At 35.7% G+C, this 21275-nt stretch carries 20 protein-coding genes; 2 read left to right on the forward strand and 18 right to left on the reverse strand.

What is annotated here, in order from left to right; translation table 11 throughout:
- Positions 1-16: 16 nt before the first annotated feature.
- The 17 genes from prpC to yceD form a co-directional block, all read right to left on the reverse strand.
- Positions 17-1141, reverse strand: a complete 1125-nt coding sequence (gene prpC, locus ACPUVN_RS09155) for a bifunctional 2-methylcitrate synthase/citrate synthase (protein WP_426356921.1) — start codon at positions 1139-1141, stop codon at positions 17-19.
- A gap of 100 nt (positions 1142-1241) precedes the next feature.
- Positions 1242-2132 carry a methylisocitrate lyase gene (gene prpB / locus ACPUVN_RS09160; protein ID WP_426370498.1) on the reverse strand — a complete coding sequence of 297 codons (891 nt, stop codon included), beginning with the start codon at positions 2130-2132 and terminating at the stop codon, positions 1242-1244.
- A gap of 25 nt (positions 2133-2157) precedes the next feature.
- Entirely contained in the window at positions 2158-2853 is a 696-nt protein-coding gene (locus ACPUVN_RS09165) for a GntR family transcriptional regulator (protein ID WP_426370499.1), read from the reverse strand.
- A gap of 299 nt (positions 2854-3152) precedes the next feature.
- Positions 3153-4382: a nucleoside recognition domain-containing protein gene (locus ACPUVN_RS09170; protein WP_426370500.1), complete on the reverse strand. Its 1230-nt coding sequence runs from the start codon at positions 4380-4382 to the stop codon at positions 3153-3155.
- A 733-nt stretch (positions 4383-5115) separates the two neighbouring features.
- Complete coding sequence (locus ACPUVN_RS09175; protein WP_426370501.1) at positions 5116-5889, reverse strand: TatD family hydrolase; 774 nt, start codon at positions 5887-5889, stop codon at positions 5116-5118.
- Between the two features lie 73 nt (positions 5890-5962).
- Positions 5963-6289, reverse strand: a complete 327-nt coding sequence (locus ACPUVN_RS09180; RefSeq protein ID WP_426356916.1) for a PilZ domain-containing protein — start codon at positions 6287-6289, stop codon at positions 5963-5965.
- 3 nt (positions 6290-6292) lie between these two features.
- Positions 6293-7261, reverse strand: coding sequence for a hypothetical protein (locus ACPUVN_RS09185; RefSeq protein WP_426356915.1), 969 nt, complete (start codon positions 7259-7261; stop codon positions 6293-6295).
- Positions 7262-7397: 136 nt separating this feature from the next.
- The gene (gene tmk / locus ACPUVN_RS09190) at positions 7398-8039 is read right to left on the reverse strand and encodes a dTMP kinase (protein WP_426356914.1); all 642 of its coding nucleotides are present in this window, start codon (positions 8037-8039) and stop codon (positions 7398-7400) included.
- A 102-nt stretch (positions 8040-8141) separates the two neighbouring features.
- Positions 8142-9146 carry an endolytic transglycosylase MltG gene (gene mltG, locus ACPUVN_RS09195; RefSeq protein WP_426356913.1) on the reverse strand — a complete coding sequence of 335 codons (1005 nt, stop codon included), beginning with the start codon at positions 9144-9146 and terminating at the stop codon, positions 8142-8144.
- The gene (gene pabC / locus ACPUVN_RS09200) at positions 9146-9946 is read right to left on the reverse strand and encodes an aminodeoxychorismate lyase (RefSeq protein WP_426356912.1); all 801 of its coding nucleotides are present in this window, start codon (positions 9944-9946) and stop codon (positions 9146-9148) included. Before pabC ends, mltG begins: the two co-directional genes overlap by 1 nt.
- A gap of 478 nt (positions 9947-10424) precedes the next feature.
- Positions 10425-11657, reverse strand: coding sequence for a beta-ketoacyl-ACP synthase II (fabF, locus tag ACPUVN_RS09205; protein ID WP_426370502.1), 1233 nt, complete (start codon positions 11655-11657; stop codon positions 10425-10427).
- Positions 11658-11787: 130 nt separating this feature from the next.
- Positions 11788-12021, reverse strand: coding sequence for an acyl carrier protein (acpP, locus tag ACPUVN_RS09210; RefSeq protein WP_426356910.1), 234 nt, complete (start codon positions 12019-12021; stop codon positions 11788-11790).
- Between the two features lie 152 nt (positions 12022-12173).
- Positions 12174-12908, reverse strand: coding sequence for a 3-oxoacyl-ACP reductase FabG (fabG, locus tag ACPUVN_RS09215; RefSeq protein WP_426356909.1), 735 nt, complete (start codon positions 12906-12908; stop codon positions 12174-12176).
- A 9-nt stretch (positions 12909-12917) separates the two neighbouring features.
- Entirely contained in the window at positions 12918-13853 is a 936-nt protein-coding gene (gene fabD, locus ACPUVN_RS09220; protein WP_426356908.1) for an ACP S-malonyltransferase, read from the reverse strand.
- A gap of 61 nt (positions 13854-13914) precedes the next feature.
- Entirely contained in the window at positions 13915-14946 is a 1032-nt protein-coding gene (plsX, locus tag ACPUVN_RS09225; RefSeq protein WP_426356907.1) for a phosphate acyltransferase PlsX, read from the reverse strand.
- A 133-nt stretch (positions 14947-15079) separates the two neighbouring features.
- Positions 15080-15250: a 50S ribosomal protein L32 gene (rpmF, locus tag ACPUVN_RS09230; protein WP_076417850.1), complete on the reverse strand. Its 171-nt coding sequence runs from the start codon at positions 15248-15250 to the stop codon at positions 15080-15082.
- A 41-nt stretch (positions 15251-15291) separates the two neighbouring features.
- Positions 15292-15804, reverse strand: a complete 513-nt coding sequence (gene yceD / locus ACPUVN_RS09235; RefSeq protein ID WP_426356906.1) for a 23S rRNA accumulation protein YceD — start codon at positions 15802-15804, stop codon at positions 15292-15294.
- 117 nt (positions 15805-15921) lie between these two features.
- On the opposite strand from yceD, the gene ACPUVN_RS09240 reads away from it, so the two are divergent.
- Positions 15922-16521 carry a Maf family protein gene (locus ACPUVN_RS09240; protein WP_426356905.1) on the forward strand — a complete coding sequence of 200 codons (600 nt, stop codon included), beginning with the start codon at positions 15922-15924 and terminating at the stop codon, positions 16519-16521.
- Positions 16522-16646: 125 nt separating this feature from the next.
- Here ACPUVN_RS09240 and rluC read toward each other — a convergent pair whose 3' ends face one another.
- A complete protein-coding gene (gene rluC / locus ACPUVN_RS09245) occupies positions 16647-17633 on the reverse strand; it encodes a 23S rRNA pseudouridine(955/2504/2580) synthase RluC (RefSeq protein WP_426370503.1) in 987 nt (328 codons plus the stop codon).
- 643 nt (positions 17634-18276) lie between these two features.
- Between rluC and rne the strand changes: the two genes are divergently transcribed.
- The gene (gene rne, locus ACPUVN_RS09250; protein WP_426370504.1) at positions 18277-21273 is read left to right on the forward strand and encodes a ribonuclease E; all 2997 of its coding nucleotides are present in this window, start codon (positions 18277-18279) and stop codon (positions 21271-21273) included.
- Positions 21274-21275: the final 2 nt, after the last annotated feature.

The following is a 21275-nucleotide window of genomic DNA, read 5'->3' on the forward strand; positions in this document are numbered from 1 at the left end:
AAAATAACCAGTCAAACTACCTTTCAGAGATAGCAACAACCTTACGCGGTTCAGCACCTGTATAATCAGCACTTGGACGAATAATACGGTTATTTACGCGCTGTTCCATTACATGTGCAGCCCAGCCTGTTAATCGTGAACACACAAAAATAGGTGTAAATAGTTTTGTTGGTATACCCATATAGTTATAAGTAGACGCGTGGAAGAAATCAGCATTACAAAATAGTTTTTTGGTGTCCCACATAAACTCTTCACAAGCTACAGAAATATCATATAGTGACGTATCGCCATTTTCTGCTGCAAGTTTTTCAGACCATTCTTTGATCACAACATTACGTGGATCAGAAGTGCGGTAAATAGCATGACCAAATCCCATAATTTTTTCTTTACGCTCTAACATACCTGCCATTTGTTCTTTAGCGTCTGCAGGAGATTTGAATTTAAGGATCATATCCATAGCGGCTTCGTTTGCACCACCATGCAGTGGACCACGTAAAGTACCGATAGCGCCTGTAATACATGAAAACATATCTGATAATGTAGATGCACAAACACGCGCAGTAAAAGTAGAAGCATTAAATTCATGTTCTGCGTATAAGATTAATGATACATCCATCACACGTTTATGCTGCTCTGAAGGCTCTTCTTGGTTTAATAAACGTAAGAAATGGCCGCCTAAAGAGTCTTCATCTGTCATACAGTCAATCTCAACGCCATCGTGTGAGTATTTGTACCAGTAACACATGATTGCTGGGAAAGCTGACAATAAACGGTTTGCGGCTTGGCGTTCTTGTGAAAAATCAGCTTCTGGCTCTAAGTTACCAAGAAAAGAGGCACCAGTGCGCATAACATCCATAGGATGAGCTTCTGCTGGAATGCGCTGTAAAACTTCTTTTAATGCTTGTGGTAAATCACGCATTGCTTCCAATTCAATTTTGTAAGCACCAAGTTGTTCTTGGTTTGGTAATTCGCCATTAAATAAAAGGTAAGCAACTTCTTCAAACGTCGCGTTATCGGCTAAATCAGAAACATCGTAACCACAATACGTTAAACCACTACCTGACTTGCCAACTGTACATAACTTTGTTTCGCCTGCACTTTGACCACGTAAACCTGCACCACTTAATTTTTTATCAACCATAATATGTTCCTTAACTAACTCGTTGTATGTATTAGTAATCTTTAAAAGTTTTATTATTAGTAATTATTTAAAATTGTAATTTTATTTTTTATTATTATTTTTATTTATTTTTGCCTTCAGCAAATAAGCTATCTAGCTTTTGTTCGTAATCGTGATAACCAAGGTAGTCGTATAAATCCATACGCGTTTGCATATTATCTATTTCAGCTTTTTGGTCACCATCTGCTAACAATGTTTTATAAACCGACTCTGCGGCTTTATTCATGGCTCTAAATGCTGATAAAGGATAAAGCACCATGGCACAGCCCCACTCACCTAATTGCTCTTTATTCCAAAGTTCTGTTTGTCCAAACTCGGTAATATTGGCAAGAATAGGAACATCTAAAGCTTCTGAAAAAGCACGATAATGTTCTTCCGTTTTAATAGCTTCAGCAAAAATACCATCAGCACCTGCAGCAACATAAGCCTTCGCTCTAGCAATAGCAGCTTCTAACCCTTCTTGAGCAAAAGAATCTGTGCGAGCCATAATAAAAAAGTCTTTATCTGTGCGCGCATCAACAGCAGCTTTAATGCGATCAACCATTTCTTCAATAGAAACAATTTCTTTATTAGGACGATGACCACAACGCTTTTGAGCTACTTGATCTTCAAGATGAACCGCAGCAGCACCTGCTTTTTCCATATCACGAATGGTTTTAGCAATATTAAACGCCCCGCCCCAGCCTGTATCAATATCAACAAGTAAAGGTAAGCTTGATGCTGACGTTATACGTTGCACATCAGCAACTACATCATTTAACGATGTCATGCCTAAGTCAGGTAACCCGTAAGAAGCATTAGCCACACCGCCACCTGAAAGATAGATAGCTTGATGTCCTAACTTTTCAGCCATCATTGCGCAGTAAGCGTTTATAGTTCCTACCACTTGAAGGGGTTTGTTGTTTTCTAATGCCTGTCTAAATTTTTTGCCAGGTGATTGTATTGAAGCCACGTTTATCTCCATCTGAATGAATAAATTAAGTTTGTTCAGTTATTTTTCTTTCTATATTTTTACGAGATGCTGCAATATGACGACGCATTAATAGCTCCGCTAATTCACCATCTCGGTCTGCGATTGCTTGAATAATTTGAGAATGTTCTTGAAAGGCACGTTTAGCTCGAGAGCTTTTCATACCAAATTGAATTCGATACATGCGCACAAGATGATAAAGCTGCCCGCAAATAATATTGATAAGCTGTTGGTTATGGCTACCTAGAATAACTTTGTAATGAAAATCTACATCGCCTTCTTCTTGGTAATATGAAATACCGTCTTTTAAATCTTGTTGATTACTGTGATCTTTAAGCATTTGTTTCATGCTTAAAATTTCATCATCAGTCATGTTCATTGCAGCTTGTCTACACGCCATACCTTCTAACGCTTCACGTGTAATGTATAGCTCTAACAAACCTTCTATTGAACAATCTACAACACGAGAGCCTACATTAGCTTTACGTTCTATTAAGTGACATTTTTCTAATCTATTTAAAGCTTCACGCAAGGTAGAGCGACTAATTTCAAATTTTTTAGATAATTCAGGTTCACTAATCTTACTACCAGGAGCGATAGTTCCGTTCACAATTTGCTGAAGCAGTTGCTCATAAACTTTATCTGCAGTAGTGACTGCCGCTAAGTGAGTTGGGTTATTTAAAGTATTAAGCTCTAAAGGCATATATTGTCGACAAATTTAAAAACATGCAAAGATTATAAGCACTATTAATAATATTTCAACAGTAAACACAATAAATTGTCGACAATATTAATTTTATTGATACGGATGTATGAAAAATAAGGCTATTTTGTAGATAGTAGGTAGAGTTTTTTTGCAGAAGAGCGTCAAATAGATTTTTATTTGGTAATTAAGTAGTAGAGAAGTTAGAGATTAGTTTTAAATTGCCCTTCAGGCTCTATTAGAGAAGTGAATAAATAATCCGAAAGGCATGAGTAGTAATTAAAAGTGGACGGTAAAGATTAACCAAAGAACCAATAACAAACACCTATAGCAGCAACAATGCCTGCAGCATCAGCAATTAAACCACAGCTAACGGCATGCCTACTGTATTTAATACCTACAGAGCCAAAGTAAACAGCAAGCACGTAGAATGTTGTTTCGGTAGAGCCTTGAAAAATTGATGCTAATCTACCAGCGAATGAATCTGCACCGTGGGCGTTCATAGTTTCAATCATCATGGCTCTTGAACCTGAACCACTCAATGGTTTCATCATAGCGGTAGGTAATGCATCAATAAAACGTGTATCCATACCTAAAAATACAGCTGATTGTCTAAATATGTCGACAACTACATCTAAAGCGCCACTAGCTCGGAACACACCAATGGCGCATAACATAGCTAATAAATATGGGATAAGCTTAATACTGGTTTCGAAGCCTTGTTTAGCACCTTCTATAAAACTGTCGTATACATCAATTTTTTTACGTACTGCTGCCGCGATAAAAATAATCAAGGTGGTAAAGATCAATATATTACCGAATAGTGAGGATTGCTCTGCTAACGCTTGAGAAGTTAAAGTCGCAAAATATACGGTTATTCCACCAATAAATGCGATAGCCGCTGATAAATATAATAAAACAATAGGATGATGTAATTTAATTTTTTGTACACTCGCGACAGCTAATAAGCCAGCGAATGTTGAGGCAAAAGTTGCAAGCATTATAGGGATAAAAACATCGGTAGGATTTACAGCGCCTTGCTGCGCTCGGTAAACAAAAACAGCAACAGGAAATAAAGTCACCGATGAAGTATTTAAAACAAGAAATAAGATTTGCGCGTTTGTTGCTGTATCTTTTTTTGGATTTAATGTTTGTAGATCTTGCATCGCCTTTAAACCTAAAGGTGTTGCAGCATTATCGATACCTAAAAAATTAGCCGATAAGTTCATCGTCATTGAACCAATGGCAGGATGACCTTTTGGTACTTCCGGCATTAACTTTGAAAATAAAGGAGAAATAGCTATAGCTAATTTATTAATAAGACCAGCATTCTCAGCTATTTTCATCATACCTAACCAAAAAGCTAAAACACCGATTAAACCAATCGCTATATCGACAGTGACTGAAGACATTTTAAAAAGGGATTGTATGATTTTTTCAAAAACGAGCGCATCACCCATCACTCCCCATTGGTATATTGAAGAAATAAAGGCAATAAAAAAGAAGCTGATCCAGAGGCGATTTAACACAAGTATACTTTCATTAAAGTGAGTAAAAAGATGATGGCATAATTAAGGTGACAATAACAGTTCACTTAGCTATTCCACAAGCGGTTGATAAGGTGTGCATGAAACATAAGAAAATAGGGTTTAACATTTATAAAGAAAGATAAAAATAAATCCATTAGCCTTTGTTTATCAAATAATTATAAAAAAAGTCAAAAATAAAGAAAAATAAATTAGCATTGCTAAAATCTTGCACTACACTTAATTAATATAAAGTTTAGTTTACTTTAAAAACAGAAAAATACTTGCTCGCTGCTTTGTTATTTCTCTAGGTTAGTTTTATTAGCACTGGTTCATTTGAACCAACCCCTAAGCCCTTTACTAGTAATAGTTTAGGGCTATTTTTTTGCCTATTATTTATTATCTCACCAGAAAAATGAATAACACTACCTTCAACTATTCAAAAAGTGTCAGTTCGAACAGAATATTACATTAAAACGAAATAACACCTTAATAGGCTTATTTAACCTGAACTCTGGATAATGAATTTTTTAACTCATTGATTAATAAAATCTAAAACCAAGGTTAAGGTTAGATGATTTTACCAAAAATATCATTTGTTTTTCTCCTAATGTTGAGATTTAGCCGGTATAACAAGACGGTTTTATGTACTAATAGCTGGCTATTAGTAATAAAATCAACGCAGATAGACGGTTAAATAACAATATTAGGCATAATTGCTTATCCAGTTTTCAGGTTATTTATTAAGCTTAAATAATGTATTGAAATTTTGCGTTGATATTGCAGCTATGTGCTCAACCGATTGCCCTCTAATACTGGCAAGATGTTTTGCAACTTCAACAACATAAGCAGGTTGATTCTGTTTACCTCGATGAGGAACAGGCGCTAAATATGGGGAATCTGTTTCTATCAGTATTCTATCGTCAGGGATTTTCTTCGCGACTTCTCTTAGCTCAGCAGCATTTTTAAAAGTTACGATACCTGAGAAAGAAATATAAAAGCCTAACTCGATGGCTTGCTCTGCCATTTCCCAGCCTTCAGTAAAGCAATGTAAAATACCACCAACATTTTGAGCATTCTCGTCGCGCAATACTTTTAAAGTATCTTCTTGGGCAGCACGCGTATGAATAATCAGTGGCTTATTGATTTTGTTTGCAACTCGAACATGTTTAATAAAAGAGTCTAATTGAACCTCTTTAGTTTCTGGTGCATAAAAGTAATCAAGACCCGTTTCCCCTACTGCGATAACACGCTCATGCTGCGATAGTTGAAGTAATTCATCTTCATCGACTTCATCCTCCTGATTTAAAGGATGCATTCCGCATGATAAGGAAACGTTTTTATATTTTTCAGTGGAAGCTGCCATTGCAGGAAAGTCTTTCAACGTAACACTGACACAAAGCATATGATCTACTTGTACTTCTTTCGCAGCATTTATTACGTTATCTAAATTATTGTCAAATTCTTCAAGTTTTAAACGGTCTAGATGACAATGTGAATCTATAAACAAAGGTAACTCCAACAAAATGTGAATATTATTAAATAAAAAGAAAAGCGTTAAACTATTGGCATAAGCCTTTAATTTACATAGTTAAGGTAGGATCTGAAGAATTTAAGAAACGTGCAATATATTTCTCTATTTGATTTTTTACTAATTCAGGATCATCAACAAAGCTAACACCAACACCTGCAGGTGTACCACTTTGAGAGCCAATAGGCGTTAACCAACAAACTTCACCTTTTACTTCGGCATGTTCTAAAGCATCAGGAAGCGATACTTCAAGCATAACTTCTGTACCTAATTCGAAACGAGAATTGGTTTTATAGAAAAGTCCGCCGTTTTTCAAAAAAGGCATGTAAGCTTGGTATAAGTCTCTTTCTGAAAAAAATTCTACATATATGCTTTTCAATGCTTACTCCTGAGATTTCTCGTGAATTAAAATATTATCGATATCAACAATAAGTTTTTCAAGTATAAATTGAATATTCACCTGACTTAATGTTTTACTTTTATTTATTGTAGCCGTTATTTTATTGTAAATATGCCATAAAGTATCTTTATTTAATAAAGTAGAGAAACTTTCTGTTGAATCAGCTTGATTACTCCATCCATTAGCACCTCGCATTGCATGTGTCGTCGCTTTTTCTAACCAACGTAGCCCGTAAGGAGAAGCGAGTGACATTTTAACAATTTGAGAGCGACCTTCACCTTTAGTGATGTAATTAAAGAAAGTTCGTTCAAATGTTTCGTATTCTTGTGCGACGTCTGCACTACTCAATTCAGGTAAATGGCTTAAATTAGTAAACGCATTTGTGTTATTAGCACTCACGTTAATATGCTGCGCTAAAATATCACCTGAAGGAGGTCGTATTTCAAATAAACGACATCGGCTAATTATAGTCGGTAGAAGTGTATCTCGCTCACCAGAAAGTAAAACGATAATACTATTATCACTTGGCTCTTCTAGTGTTTTTAATAAAGCATTAGCAGCAGCCACTGTCATTATGTCGGCTTGTGGAATTAAGACTGTTTTAATAGTCCCTATCTGGGCTGTTCTTTCGAAAAAAGCACTGACTTTTCTAACGCTATCAACACCTAATAAGTTTTTTTCAGCTACAACAGTAGAATGGTCTGGATAGTTATTTTTTAATAATAATTTACAATGCTTACACTGATGACAAGGTTGAAGAATATTGCCTTGTGATTGGTCTGGTGAATTGTCTTGAACAACTTGGTTACATTGGATCACTTGAATCAACCAGTTAGCGAGTTCCTCTTTGCCACTACCTTTAACACCACTAATTAAAATAGCATGCGGTAAATTACCTGCAGTGATATGTTGAGAAAATAAGGCTTGTTCTTTAGCTAACCAGCTTTTCATGTAAATAACCTATTCATACTGTAAATTAATGCTATGTGTTGTTGCTTGAGTTAGTGCTTTCAGGCTCGATTATTAACTATAAGCTATAATTAAGACCTGAATCTATCAAGTTAAGTCATAAATATTACTACCAAAATTAAGATGTTGATTGATTTTCAATAAGCTTATCGATAACAGCGATAACTTGATCAGCAACTTCTGATTGCGTTTGTGATGCATCAATTACTGTAAATTTACTCGGATTTTGTTCTGCTTGAATTAAATAGCCGTTTCTTGCTCTTTCTAAAAACTCCATTTTTTCATCTTCCATTCGATCTAAACCTTCACCACGCTGCATTACACGTTCAAGTCCTATTTTAGGATCAAGATCTAAAATAATATTCATATCAGGAGAAAAACCATTCAATGCCATATTATTAATTTTACAGATGGTGTCTAAATCTATGCCTCTAGCATAATGTTGAAAACTGAATGTGGCTGCATCAAAACGATCTGAAATAACAACTTTACCTGCCGCTAATGCTGGCAGTATCTTTTCATTAATATGCTGTGCTCTACCTGCTCCAAATAACATAAGCTCAGTAAGGTTACACATTTCAGGTGTTGTTGGATCGAGTATAACTTCTCTGATTTTTTCACCTATAGGTGTGCCACCAGGCTCTCTAGTTACAATAACATCTAAACCTTTATTTTTTAGATACTGCTCAATTGTTTTTATTACGGTTGTTTTGCCTGCGCCATTACTTCCATCGCAAACAAGCATAAAGCCTTTATTCATTAAATTATCTCGCAGTACATTGTTTTATCTATTATTAAAATTTACTTCTAAAGTCTGGTACATCATAACTAAGCCAGCGGTTGAACTCTATAGCTTTACTACCTATTTACTTTTAGTCGCTGACAAATAGTCTGCTACTGCTCTGTTATGTTCTTTTAATGTTTTTGAAAATACATGTTTTCCAAAACCGTCACTAACAAAATATAAATAGTCTGTTGTATCAGGATGCATTGCTGCAGTAATCGCAAGTTTCCCAGGCATAGCTATAGGTGTAGGCGGTAAACCATCGATACGATACGTATTATAAGCTGTTTTTTCACGTAAATGCTTACGCTTAATATCGCCTTTGTACCTTTCACCTAATCCATAAATAACAGTAGGGTCTGTTTGTAAACGCATCTTTTTATTTAATCGATTAACAAACACTGAGCTTATAACGGGATGCTCACTTTGTAAGGCACTTTCTTTTTCAATAATTGAAGCCATGATCAAGGCTTGGTATTCATTTTCATAAGGTAAGTCTGCGTCTCTATTATTCCAAAGAGAGCTTAGCTCTTTATTCATTCGATTATTTGCTCGGCGCAATATATCTATTGTCGACGTACCTGAAGTAAAAAAGTAAGTATCAGGGAAAAAGAGTCCTTCAGGGTTTACATGCTGTAGGCCTAAATACTCGGCAACATTATCCACAGTAAGATCAGGTACTTTTTGCGCTAAATTTATATCGTTCGACAGAGCAATCAACCAGTCTTTTAGTGTACTACCTTCAATAAAGGTAATGGCAAATTGATGCTCTTTACCATTAACAAGTAAATTGATTAGTTCAACGTAGGTTATATCTGTAGGGATAAGAAATGAACCTTGCTTTAAAGCACTAAGTTCTGGTGTTAATTTTATATAAGCTTTTAACCAAACATTAGTATTTATCCAGCCTCTTTTTACAAGTTCTCGGGAAAATGAGCTTACAGTTGCGCCTTTATTAATCGTAATCAGTTCAGGTTCAATCAGAGGGATTTTCTTATTTACTTGCTGATTCATATAGCCATATAAAGTAACAATAAATAATACAGCAATTAAAATGGCAGAGAAGAGTAACTTTTTTAACATTAATTAATGTTCGCTATGTGTGCTTTAAATTGATGAACTTGTTTAATATCAAGTTCATTACCCGCATAATTTATTACTGGCACTATTTCCATTATAGAGTTTGTGATGAAAATTGACTGCGCTCTTTGAATATCAGAGATCTTTGCTTTAACTATTTTGGTAGCAGGGTATTTTCTTAAAATTTCAGAGCGTTGAATACCTGCTACACCACTATCTTTTATTTCTGGTGTAAAAAGCTCGTCATTATCAAACCAAAAAATGTTTGCGCATGTGGTTTCTATAATTTCATCAAATAGATTCAATACAAGCAAATCATGGTAATTCGTTTGATCTAACTCATCTCTGATCAATACTTGCTCTAATCTGTTTAAATGTTTAACACCAGCAAATAGTGGATTAATACCTAACTTAATAGATGAGTTTGCTAAGGTGATTCCTGCAGCTTGCCATTCAAGATATTTGTTCGGAAATTCAGAAATTTTGATGATAATGTTTGGACGACTAACACCTACTCGAGAATAACCTCTACCGCCTTCACCTGATGTGATAACGACTTTAAGTACTGCTAACTTATAACCTTTGCAGCATTCAATCAGATCATTTTGTAAGGCAGAAAAATCAACATCTAAAATCTTAAATAAACGACAGCCTGTTTGTAAACGTTTTATATGAAGATGTAATAGCTCTATTTGACCTTGACTGACCTTAGCTGTTGTAAAGATACCATCGCCATACGCTAAACCTCTATCATTAATAGATATGTGATTAACTTGTTGTCCATTAACAGATTGAAAATACATAGTTATTTAAACACTTAGCTTGGTCGAATATAGATAAAGGGTGTAGTTTATTATTTATTAGAAATTAATAATACCAAACGGATTTATTTATTGCTCACTTAGCGAGAATTTAAAGGCTTAGAGGCAAGGCATTGATTGAAGAGAATGGTTATTCCCTTGTCAAAATCAATAACGCGGCATATGAGCCTTTAAATTCTCGCCCTTCGGGAGCTCATTAGTAAACTGATAACATCACAAAATTAAAAAAATATAGAATAACTATGTTTAATCAATTTTGCTTGTTCTAAGCTTGCTAATGTAGCTCTAAGTTGCTCAATAAATTAATCCGTTTGGTATAACACTAAAAATAGGTTTAGTTGAAATGCAGCGCTAAAATTAAATGGCGTAAAATAAAAAACCTGAATAATTGTAAACAAGTATTCAGGTTTTATTGTTTTGATTTAAGCGTTAATAACACTTAATGCTACGCTACATCAATTTACATTTTTTTGAAAATCAATGAACCGTTTGTTCCGCCAAAACCAAACGAATTACATAAAGTATATTCTAAAGATACATCTCTAGCAGTATTCGCAATATAATCTAAATCACACCCTTCATCAGGGTTGTCTAAATTAATTGTCGGTGGAACAGCATTATTAACTAAAGCTTGAATACTGAATATTGCTTCAACCGCTCCAGCAGCACCTAATAAGTGCCCTGTCATCGATTTAGTTGAACCCATCATTACTTTATCAGCATGTTGTCCAAAAACCGACTTAACAGCATTAGTTTCAGCAATATCACCTGCAGGAGTAGAAGTACCATGAGCATTGATATAACCAATTTTTGATACATCAACTTTCGCATCATTAATTGCATTACCCATTGCTAAAGCACCACCAGCACCATCAGCAGGAGGAGATGTCATATGATAAGCATCTCCACTCATACCAAAACCTACTAATTCAGCATATATGTTAGCGCCACGTGCTTTAGCTTGTTCATACTCTTCAAGCATAATAACACCAGCACCATCGCCTAATACAAAACCGTCTCGATCTTTATCCCAAGGTCTTGAAGCTGCTTGAGGGTCATCATTACGTGTAGATAATGCTCTTGCTGCACCGAATCCGCCCATACCCATTTTAGTTGAGGCTTTTTCTGCACCGCCAGCAAGCATAGCATCTGCATCGCCGTAAGCTATCATTCGAGCTGCATGTCCAATATTATGCACACCACTTGTACAAGCAGTAACAATAGAAATATTAGGACCTTTCAGACCATGCATAATAGATAAATGACCAGCAATCATATTAATGATTGTAGAAGGCACAAAGAAAGGAGATAGTTTTCGAGGGCTTGTTTTAAGCATTTTCTCGAAATTCTCTTCAATGAGACCTAAACCACCAATACCAGCACCAACTGCAACACCAACACGCATAGCATTTTCATCAGTTATTTCTAAACCTGAATCTTTAATTGCTTGCACACCTGCAGCTACGCCATATTGAATAAAGAGATCCATTTTTTTGGCTTCTTTACGAGCCATATAGTCTTCAGCACTAAAATCTTTGATCAATCCTGCAAACTTAGTTGTATATTCAGTTGTGTCAAAATGTTGAATATCGCTAATACCACTTTTACCAAGTAGTAAATTTTGCCAAGTTGTTTCTGGATTGTTACCCAAAGGGCTTAACATACCAAGACCGGTAACTACAACACGCCGCATAGGATGAGTTGCCTCCGATAGAAAAGAATTTTGAAAGGGGGTTATTCGTAAATAGTGAATCTATAAGATTACGAACACTGATTTAAAAATATTTAAGGCGGTGTAAAAACCGCCTTAAATATATTAACAATTACTGATTAGCGTTAACGTAATCAATAGCTGCTTGAACTGTAGTAATTTTTTCTGCTTCTTCGTCAGGAATTTCAGTATCAAATTCTTCTTCTAACGCCATAACTAATTCTACAGTGTCAAGTGAGTCAGCACCTAAATCGTCAACAAATGATGATTCAATTTTAACTTCTGCTTCACTTACACCTAACTGCTCTATAGTGATTTTTTTTACGCGTTCTTCGATAGTACTCATTTTTTTTCCTTTACTAGAAAATGCTATTTTTCAAATTGTATGTAGTGTATTCGTCAAAAGCTTAGCTTGCAAGTAACTAATTTTATTTTTATTACTGGTCAAACCTGTTGCTATTGTATAAAAATATTAGATTTTATAAATTATAAAATCAACTATAACATGTACATACCGCCATTAACGTGCAATGTTTCACCAGTAATATATGCCGCATTATCTGATGCTAAAAAAGCAACTGCACTAGCAATTTCGTCAGGTTTTCCTAAACGATTTGCTGGTACTTGTGAAAAAATGCCTTCTTTTTGTTCATCAGTTAACGTTTGTGTCATATCTGTATCGATAAAACCAGGTGCAACTGTATTAACAGTTATACCACGAGAAGCAACTTCTCGAGCTAAAGATTTAGTAAAGCCTAATAGACCTGCTTTAGCTGTTGCATAGTTTACTTGACCTGCATTACCCATGCTACCCACAACAGAACCAATGTTAATAATTCTACCGTTGCGTTTCTTCATCATAGGTCGTATAGCCGCTTTACTTAGCTTAAATACCGATGAAAGGTTTGTATCGATAATATCTTGCCATTCTTCATCTTTCATTCGCATAAAGATGTTGTCTTTAGTGATACCTGCGTTATTTACAAGTACATCTACAGCAACATATTTTTCTTTAATTGCTTCAAATAAAGCAGCGATTGAGTCGTTGTCTGTTACGTTCAATACCATGCCATTACCTTCGCCTAAGTATTCACTGATTTTATCAGCGCCACTTGCAGATGTAGCAGTACCAACAACCGTTGCACCTAAACTTTGTAATTGACTCGCTATTGCTTTACCGATACCACGGCTAGCGCCAGTAACTAAAACAACTTTACCTTCTAATGAAAACATATTTAAACCTTACTTAATTAATTCTAATGCTTTAGTTAATGATACATTATCATTAACCGATTCACATGAAATTGATTTATCAATTCTTTTTAATAAGCCTTGTAATACTTTACCTGGCCCTACTTCTAAAACCTGTGTACAACCATTTTTAGCTAATAATTCAATAGTTTCTGTCCAGCGTACTGGAGAGTATAACTGTCTTACTAATGCATATTTAATTTTTTCTTCAGAGGTTTCAATAGCAACATCAACATTATTAATAACAGGAATACTTGGTGTATTAAATGTAATTTTTTCCAATTCTTTGGCTAACTCATCTGCAGCACCTTTCATTAATGCACAATGAGAAGGAACACTAACAGGAAGAGGTAAAACACGCTTTGCGCCAGCTTCTTTACATAAAGCGCCTGCACGTTCTACTGCCGCTTTATTACCTGCAATAACAACTTGACCAGGAGAATTAAAGTTAACAGCTGATACCACTTCGTTTTCTTTAGCTTGTTCACATGCAGCTATAATAGCGTCATCAGCTAAACCTATAACAGCAGCCATAGCACCAACACCTTCAGGAACTGAAGCTTGCATAAGTTCGCCACGCTTTTGAACAAGTTTCACTGCATCGCCAAGGCTAATAATCTCAGCACAAACTAAAGCTGAATATTCACCTAAACTATGACCTGCTAATGTAGCAGGCTTATTATCTGTTTTTGAAGCAAGTAATCGCCATAAAGCAACACTGGCTGTTAATAAAGCTGGTTGGGTAAAATTGGTTTGATTTAATTTCTCAGCAGGACCTTCAGATACTAGTTGCCATACATCGTAACCTAAAGCTTCAGAGGCTTCTTTAAAGGTTTCTTGTACAACACTTTCTTCTGAAAAGTCGGCAAGCATAGATACAGTTTGAGATCCTTGCCCTGGGAAAACAAACGCTAAATTATTTTGCATTATTAATACCTATTTATGTTCTATTTGAATGTTTTTATTTTATATATAACATTATAAAAAATTAATCAGCTAAACTTTGCTCAAGTTTTTTTCTAATTTTATCTGGAACTTGTCGCTCCACTTCTCTAGCCGCTTCCATAATAGCGGCTAAAAATGCCAATGAACTCGCATTTCCATGACTTTTAACGACAATGCCGCGTAATCCTATCAGACTTGCGCCGTTATACTGGTCAGGGTTCAATGACTTGAATAATTTTTTAATGGGTGCAGCAAAAAACTTTCCTAATAAACGTGTTAATAAACGTTTAGATAAAACTGTTTTAAATTTGCTATAAACCATTAATGCTACCCCCTCACATGTTTTGAGTGCAACATTTCCCACAAAACCGTCACATACGATAACGTCAGCTTTATTAGACAAAATATCATTGCCTTCAACAAAACCAATATAATTAATATAAGGGTTCTCAGTAAGCTGAGCCGCAGTATATTTAATATGATCGCTACCTTTAATATTTTCGGTCCCCATATTAAGGAGTGCAACTTTGGGGCTTTCTATACCATCCACTTCTTCTGCTAATACAGAACCCATAATAGCGAATTGATAAAGCACGTTTGAGTCACAAAAAACATTTGCGCCAAGATCTAACATGAAAACGTGTTTATTTTCGTCATGGGTAGGTAAAGCAGAAATAAGTGCAGGACGTTCAACGCCTGGTAACATTTTCAAAACATAGTGAGCAGTTGCAAATAATGCACCTGTATTTCCCGCACTCACACAAGCTTGAGACGTATTACTCTTAACGAGATCAATAGCTTTACGCATTGATGAGTCTTTTTTGTTTCTTAAAGCGCTTGCAGGAAGTTCGTCCATTGCAACAATTTCAGTTGAATGACAAATAGAGAGTTGTGGATTATGTTTTTGATTATGTTTAGCGAGTTGTTGCGTAATGAAGGATTCATCACCACAAAGTATAAGATGCAAATTAGGCATTTTTTGAACAGCCATAATTGCAGCAGGAATTGTTATTAAGGGGCCTTTATCGCCCCCCATAATATCTAACGATATAGTTAGATTAAAATCACTATTCATAAGATGCTATTTTGTTTAATTTAAACATTAGAGTACTCATTACTTTTTATATGGAAAAGTTAGAAACACTAGAACATTCCAAAATATCAACTAACTATAAATAGTGATTTTTTGATAACAATATAGTTTAGAACTATTTGTTAATTACTTTTACGCCTTTGTAAAAGCCATCTGCTGTTACGTGATGACGACGATGCGTTTCACCTGAAACTGGATCTACTGATAAGTTTTCAGTGGTTAAAGCATCATGTGAACGGCGCATGCCACGTCTTGAACGAGACTTTTTGCTCTTTTGAACTGCCATTACCTACTCCTAAAATCGGTTGTTGAGTTGAATATATTCAACTATTTAAGTTTTTTTAATACATCAAATGGATTTGGTTTTTCTAACTCTTCAGGCAATTCACCCCATACACTATCAGCAGGAGCTAAACAGTCTTTAGGTTCATGTCTGGGAATTAAAGGGAGAGAAAGTAAAAACTCTTCTTCCAATAACTCAAGTAAATTAACTTCACCATTTTCATCTAATTCTATTGCGTCATAATATGACGGCAATTCAGCGATTGCATCTTGGTTTTTAACGGGACTAAAAACAAAATCTGCTGTTAGTTCGTATTCAAACGCTTCAGTGCATCGCTGACAAGTCAGTTTAACTAATGCCGAACCAGCGCCTGAAAGTACATTCAGTCCGCGTTCATCCACATCAAAATCAAACTTAGCTTTAACTTGCTCGCTGCTAGGCTCACAAACAGCAAGCAACCTATTCATTCCAGACAATTTAAACACACCTTCGCACTCCAACTTGCGTTGGGAACTTTTGAATGGGTCTATCGTTATCGGGAGTTTAAGATTCTTCATAAGGCGCGCATAATAATGCCCCGAGGCTGATGTGTCAAAAGAAAATTACAATAATTGCTTTAAAAAGTAAATATTGCCTCTATATTAACAATAACTTAATTATTTTGAGAAAAGCTAATGACTTCTAGAACAATCGTATTAGGCTCAACATCTCCTTTTCGAAAGGCATTATTAGAAAAACTAAATATATCTTTCGAGTGTGCAAAACCTAATATAGATGAAACAGCGCAAGAAGGTGAAACTTCTATAAAGCTTGTTGAAAGATTAGCGATAGAAAAAGCACAAGCTATCACAGGTTACTCTAATGCACTTATTATAGGTTCAGATCAAGTTGCCTTATGTGAAGGTGAAATTCTCGGTAAACCTCATAACTTTGATAATGCGGTAAAACAGCTAACTAAGTTTAGTGGTAAAGCTGTCACCTTTTATACAGGACTTTGTGTTTTAGACTCTAAAACAAATAAAGTCACGTCATTAGTTGAACCCTTTACTGTTCATTTTAATGAATTATCGCAAAGTGAAATTATCCACTATATAAAAGCAGAGGAGCCGTACAACTGTGCAGGAAGTTTTAAAAGTGAAGGTTTAGGAATTTGTTTGTTTAAAAAATTAGAAGGTGAAGATCCGAACTCACTTATCGGTTTACCTTTAATCAAACTGATCAGTTTATTTAAACAACATGATTTTGATGTATTAAACGAGCAACCAACTAGCTAATAGTCCCCTTCTATTTTATTTTATTAAAGTAATTCGAAAAACAAAAAAGCCATTTATCGTAATAGATAAATGGCTTTTTAATATTTTACAAAATAACTAATGTAGCTATTTAATTTAGTTAGTAACTAATGACCTCTAGCTTTAACCAACTTATTTAAGGCTTTTTGTAATTCACCATCTAAAGGTGCTTCTACTTTCATACGCTCGTTACTTAACGGATGAGTAAACTCGATACTTGCTGCATGTAAAAATAAGCGTTTAAGACCAATTGTCTTCATTTCTTCATCAAAGCCTTCATGACCATATTTAGCATCACAAGCAATAGAATGACCTTTAACTTGGCAATGTACACGTATTTGGTGTGTTCTACCTGTTACAGGAAATGCTCTAACTAAAGTGGCATTTTGATATTGCTGTAATATTTTAAAACGCGTTTCAGATTCTTTACCATTAATGTTATCTACAATAACAACACGCTCACCTGATTTTAAATCATTCTTTCTCAAGCCTTCAGTAACTTTAGTTACTTTTGCAGACCATTGGCCTTTAACTAAAGCATGATAAAACTTTTGAACTGTTTTATTACGCAGTTGCTCATGAAGGTTTCTTAACGCCGAACGTTTTTTAGCAATAACTAAACAACCTGAAGTATCTCGATCAAGACGATGCACAAGTTCTAACATTCTCGCATCAGGTCGAAGTGCTCTCATCGCTTCAATTAACCCAAAGCTTAAACCACTGCCACCATGAACAGCCATGCCTGAAGGTTTATTAATAACAATTAAACGCTCATCTTCAAACAATATTTGTTTTTCTAAATTAGCAACAATGTTTAGTTGTGTTGAAACTGTATCAGTTTTTTCAGCTAATCTGATGGGAGCTATTCGTAAAATATCTTCATCAACTAATTTATATTCGGGTTTGATACGTTTTTTATTCGCGCGAATTTCGCCTTTACGTAATAACCTATAGATGTGACTTTTCGGAACACCTTTCAGTGTTTTAACTAAAAAGTTATCAACTCGTTGACCAGCATCTTCACTGTCAATTGTAATAAACCTAACTTTAGGTCTATCATTTTCATTCGTATTATTTTCTTTCAATCGATTCAATTACTATTGTTTTCGTTCAATAAGCCGAGTTTATCACAATTCATTTGATAATTAAGCGAATTAAGTGAGGTATTTAATTGCTAAATCTAACAATATAGTGGGATAATAAAGAGGATAGAATTTTAAATAAAGACTATCCTAATAAATGGAAGTTCTTAGTGAAACGTAAGAGATGAAATGCGGCTACTTTATTATGCGTCATTCGAGATGAATGAAACGACATAATAAATGAATGGCCTTTTGTAACATTTAACACATCTAACAAATGTAACTAGTTAAAGAGACTACATAAACATTATATCCAGCGCAAAAGAACCATTGTAACAATATTTAGTAAAAGAACATTTTCAGGTATAGATAAACGACAACATAACGATAAGTACTATCGTGTCCACTACACCATCGCTAAAAGCCTTTACTAAAATTTACACAGCACTCATGCTGAAGAACATAAAGAAATATATTCACTATGACCAATTGTCATAGTTAGATTAATACAATCAGATTTTATAACAGCTTACTACGCAATATGGCGTACTAAGATTGACAGCCGAGAGGTTGACGAATTGCTGTTTTACTTTACCAAGATTGCTTTGTGTACCAAGCAAATTGATTGCTGTGACTAAAAAAGAGTCACACAACTATGAAACGTATGTTAATTAACGCTACCCAATCTGAAGAGTTGCGCGTAGCACTTGTTGATGGTCAACAACTATATGATTTAGATATAGAAAGTCCAGGCCATGAACAAAAAAAATCAAATATCTACAAAGCTAAGATCACTCGTATAGAGCCATCTTTAGAAGCTGCTTTCGTTGACTACGGCGCTGACCGCCACGGTTTCCTTCCAATGAAAGAAATTGCCCGAGAATACTTTCCAAAAGGTTATTCTTTCCAAGGCAGACCAAACATCAAAGAAGTACTCCACGAAGGACAAGAAGTTATTGTTCAAATTGATAAAGAAGAACGCGGTCAAAAAGGCGCGGCACTTACAACTTTTATCAGTTTAGCGGGTAGTTATTTAGTATTAATGCCTAATAACCCTCGTGCTGGTGGAATATCTCGCCGTATCGAAGGCGATGAAAGAACAGATTTAAAAACATCTTTAAGCAAACTTAGCTTACCTAAAGGCATGGGACTTATTGTTCGTACGGCTGGTGTTGGTAAAGCTTATGATGAATTAGAATGGGATTTAAGTGTTCTTCTTCATCACTGGAAAGCGATTGAAGATGCTTCAGCTAACCGCCCTGCTCCTTTCTTAATTCACCAAGAAACTGACGTTATTAAAAGAGCGATCAGAGATTACTTAAGAAGAGACATTGGCGAAATATTAATTGATCGCCCTAAAACTTACGAAAGTGTTAAAAAGCATATTGAAGTGGTTCGTCCTGACTTCATTAGCAAAGTAAAACTTTACACTAACGATGTTCCTTTATTTACCCATTACCAAATAGAATCTCAAATAGAATCAGCCTTCCAACGTGAAGTACGTTTGCCTTCAGGTGGTTCAATAGTTATAGATCCTACAGAAGCAATGACTTCTATTGATATTAACTCTGCTAGAGCAACAAAAGGCGGAGACATAGAAGAAACAGCATTCAATACAAACTTAGAAGCTGCAGAAGAAATTGCTCGTCAATTAAGACTTCGTGATTTAGGTGGACTTGTTGTTATCGATTTTATTGATATGACGCCAGTACGCCATCAACGTGAAGTTGAAAACAGAATGCGTGATGCAGTTAGACCAGATAGAGCTCGTATCCAATTAGGTCGTATCTCTCGCTTTGGTTTACTTGAAATGTCTCGTCAACGTTTACGTCCATCTATTGGCGAAACTAGCCAAGGTGTATGTCCTCGTTGTAATGGTACAGGTCATGTACGTGGCGTTGAATCTTTAGCACTTTCTATCCTTCGCTTAATGGAAGAAGAAGCAATTAAAGAGAACACATTACATGTACAAGCACATGTTCCTGTTCCTGTTGCTACTTATCTATTAAATGAAAAGCGTCGCTCTGTAATGCATATTGAAAAGCATCACAGTGTTCACGTTTTAATTATTCCTAACCCTCATATGGACACACCTCAATATGAAGTTGTTAGAATAAAAGAAGATGAAACAGTTACTGAAGCAAGTTACGAATTACCGATAAAACAAGCAGTAGTTGAAGAAGCAGTAATGCCTAAGTTTAATGCTGATGCAGTTAAACGTGATGAACCTGCCCTTCAAGGTATGGCTTCACCTAAGCAAAATGCACCTCTACCAACGAAAGCACCAGCTCCAGTTGTTGAAGCAAAACCTGTGGCTAAATCAAGCGGTGGATTCTTTGGTTGGTTAAAAGCTTTATTTGTTAGTGAAGAAGTGCCAGAACCTATTAAGGCTCCAGCACCGAAAACTGATACTCGTCGCCCTCAAAAGCCTCGTAATACAAACAAGCGTAACCCTAGAAACGATAAACGTAATGAGAAAAGAACCAACGTTCCTAAACCGGAAGTTGAAGCTAAAGACGTTAAAACGACTAAGCCTGTTCGTAAACCTACTCATAATAAAGAAACTAAGCCAAAAGAAGAAAAAGTAGCTGAACGTAGACAACGTCGTAATAATCGCAAAAAAGTGAGAGTTAACGACCAAAGAAACGTAGCTAAACCTGAAGAAACAGTAAAAGCGAATGAAGTGGTAAAACCTCAAACAACACCTGTAGTTGAAAATGTTGTTTTAGATACTGCAGCAACAGCTACACCAGTTGATGAAAATGCTACCGTTGCTAACACTGAGAAAGCGAATACTGAAGAGCGTCCTAGAAATAGACGTACTCCAAGACATTTACGTACTCATGGACAACGTAAACGTCGTCCAAATAATGAAACTGAAGTAAAAGAAGGTGAAGTTTCAGCGGATACATCAACAGAGGTTCAACAGAACTTACCATTTGATGAAACGCCTGCTGTAGATGCTCCTACTCAAGTAGCTCAAGTAACTACAGAGCAACCAAGTGTTGCTCCAGTAGAAACGAAAGTAGAAGTAGAAAGCACGCCTGTTGAAGCTTCAGTAGTTCAAGCTAGTCCAGTTGAAGCACCTAAAGTTGAAACAGTTACTTCTGAAGAAAAGACAGTTGAAGTTCCAGTACAAGCTGAAAGCCCTGCTCCAGTAGTTGAAGCTGTAGAAAGTAAACCAGTTGAAGCCGCACCTGCAATAATTGCAGAACCTGCCGTTCAAACTGTTGCACCTACTGCTCCTGCTCAGAATGTAGAGACTACGCCAGAAGCTGTTGAAGTAACAAAAGTTGAAGAGGCTACACCTGTTGAAGCTAAAGTAACTGAAACAGTAGCGCAAAATGCTGAAGAAGTTACTCCTGCAAAAGCTGACACTGAACTTGAAGTACCAGAGAAAGTTGCAGCACCAGTTAAGCCTAAAGCAGTAAGAAAAGCTAAAATGCCTAAAGGCACAAAAGCAGCAGCGAGTGTTAAGCAAGGTAAAGCGTCATCACCAATGACTAAGCCTACTGCTACAGCTATTGTTGGTAATATCCCAACAGCAGCACTAACGAATGAAGAAAGACCTAAGCATGTTGCTTCAGGCCGTTCAGCAATGGTTTCAAGTGTTATCAGCAAAAGTTCAGCTGGTCCAACTAAGCCTCAGTAAGT

The sequence above is a fragment of the Pseudocolwellia antarctica genome (genome assembly GCF_049933045.1).
Lineage (GTDB): Bacteria > Pseudomonadota > Gammaproteobacteria > Enterobacterales > Alteromonadaceae > Pseudocolwellia.

Bases quoted from the DNA above. Each gene is read 5' to 3' on its own strand.
- rpmF (WP_076417850.1), bottom strand. From the start codon at position 15,250: ATGGCAGTTCAAAAGAGCAAAAAGTCTCGTTCAAGACGTGGCATGCGC.
- rne (WP_426370504.1), top strand. From the start codon at position 18,277: ATGAAACGTATGTTAATTAACGCTACCCAATCTGAAGAGTTGCGCGTA.
- plsX (WP_426356907.1), bottom strand. From the start codon at position 14,946: ATGAATAGTGATTTTAATCTAACTATATCGTTAGATATTATGGGGGGC.
- mltG (WP_426356913.1), bottom strand. From the start codon at position 9,146: ATGTTAAAAAAGTTACTCTTCTCTGCCATTTTAATTGCTGTATTATTT.
- acpP (WP_426356910.1), bottom strand. From the start codon at position 12,021: ATGAGTACTATCGAAGAACGCGTAAAAAAAATCACTATAGAGCAGTTA.
- pabC (WP_426356912.1), bottom strand. From the start codon at position 9,946: ATGTATTTTCAATCTGTTAATGGACAACAAGTTAATCACATATCTATT.
- yceD (WP_426356906.1), bottom strand. From the start codon at position 15,804: ATGAAGAATCTTAAACTCCCGATAACGATAGACCCATTCAAAAGTTCC.
- ACPUVN_RS09165 (WP_426370499.1), bottom strand. From the start codon at position 2,853: ATGCCTTTAGAGCTTAATACTTTAAATAACCCAACTCACTTAGCGGCA.
- tmk (WP_426356914.1), bottom strand. From the start codon at position 8,039: ATGAATAAAGGCTTTATGCTTGTTTGCGATGGAAGTAATGGCGCAGGC.
- fabD (WP_426356908.1), bottom strand. From the start codon at position 13,853: ATGCAAAATAATTTAGCGTTTGTTTTCCCAGGGCAAGGATCTCAAACT.
- ACPUVN_RS09240 (WP_426356905.1), top strand. From the start codon at position 15,922: ATGACTTCTAGAACAATCGTATTAGGCTCAACATCTCCTTTTCGAAAG.
- fabG (WP_426356909.1), bottom strand. From the start codon at position 12,908: ATGTTTTCATTAGAAGGTAAAGTTGTTTTAGTTACTGGCGCTAGCCGT.
- ACPUVN_RS09185 (WP_426356915.1), bottom strand. From the start codon at position 7,261: ATGAAAAGCTGGTTAGCTAAAGAACAAGCCTTATTTTCTCAACATATC.
- fabF (WP_426370502.1), bottom strand. From the start codon at position 11,657: ATGCGGCGTGTTGTAGTTACCGGTCTTGGTATGTTAAGCCCTTTGGGT.
- prpC (WP_426356921.1), bottom strand. From the start codon at position 1,141: ATGGTTGATAAAAAATTAAGTGGTGCAGGTTTACGTGGTCAAAGTGCA.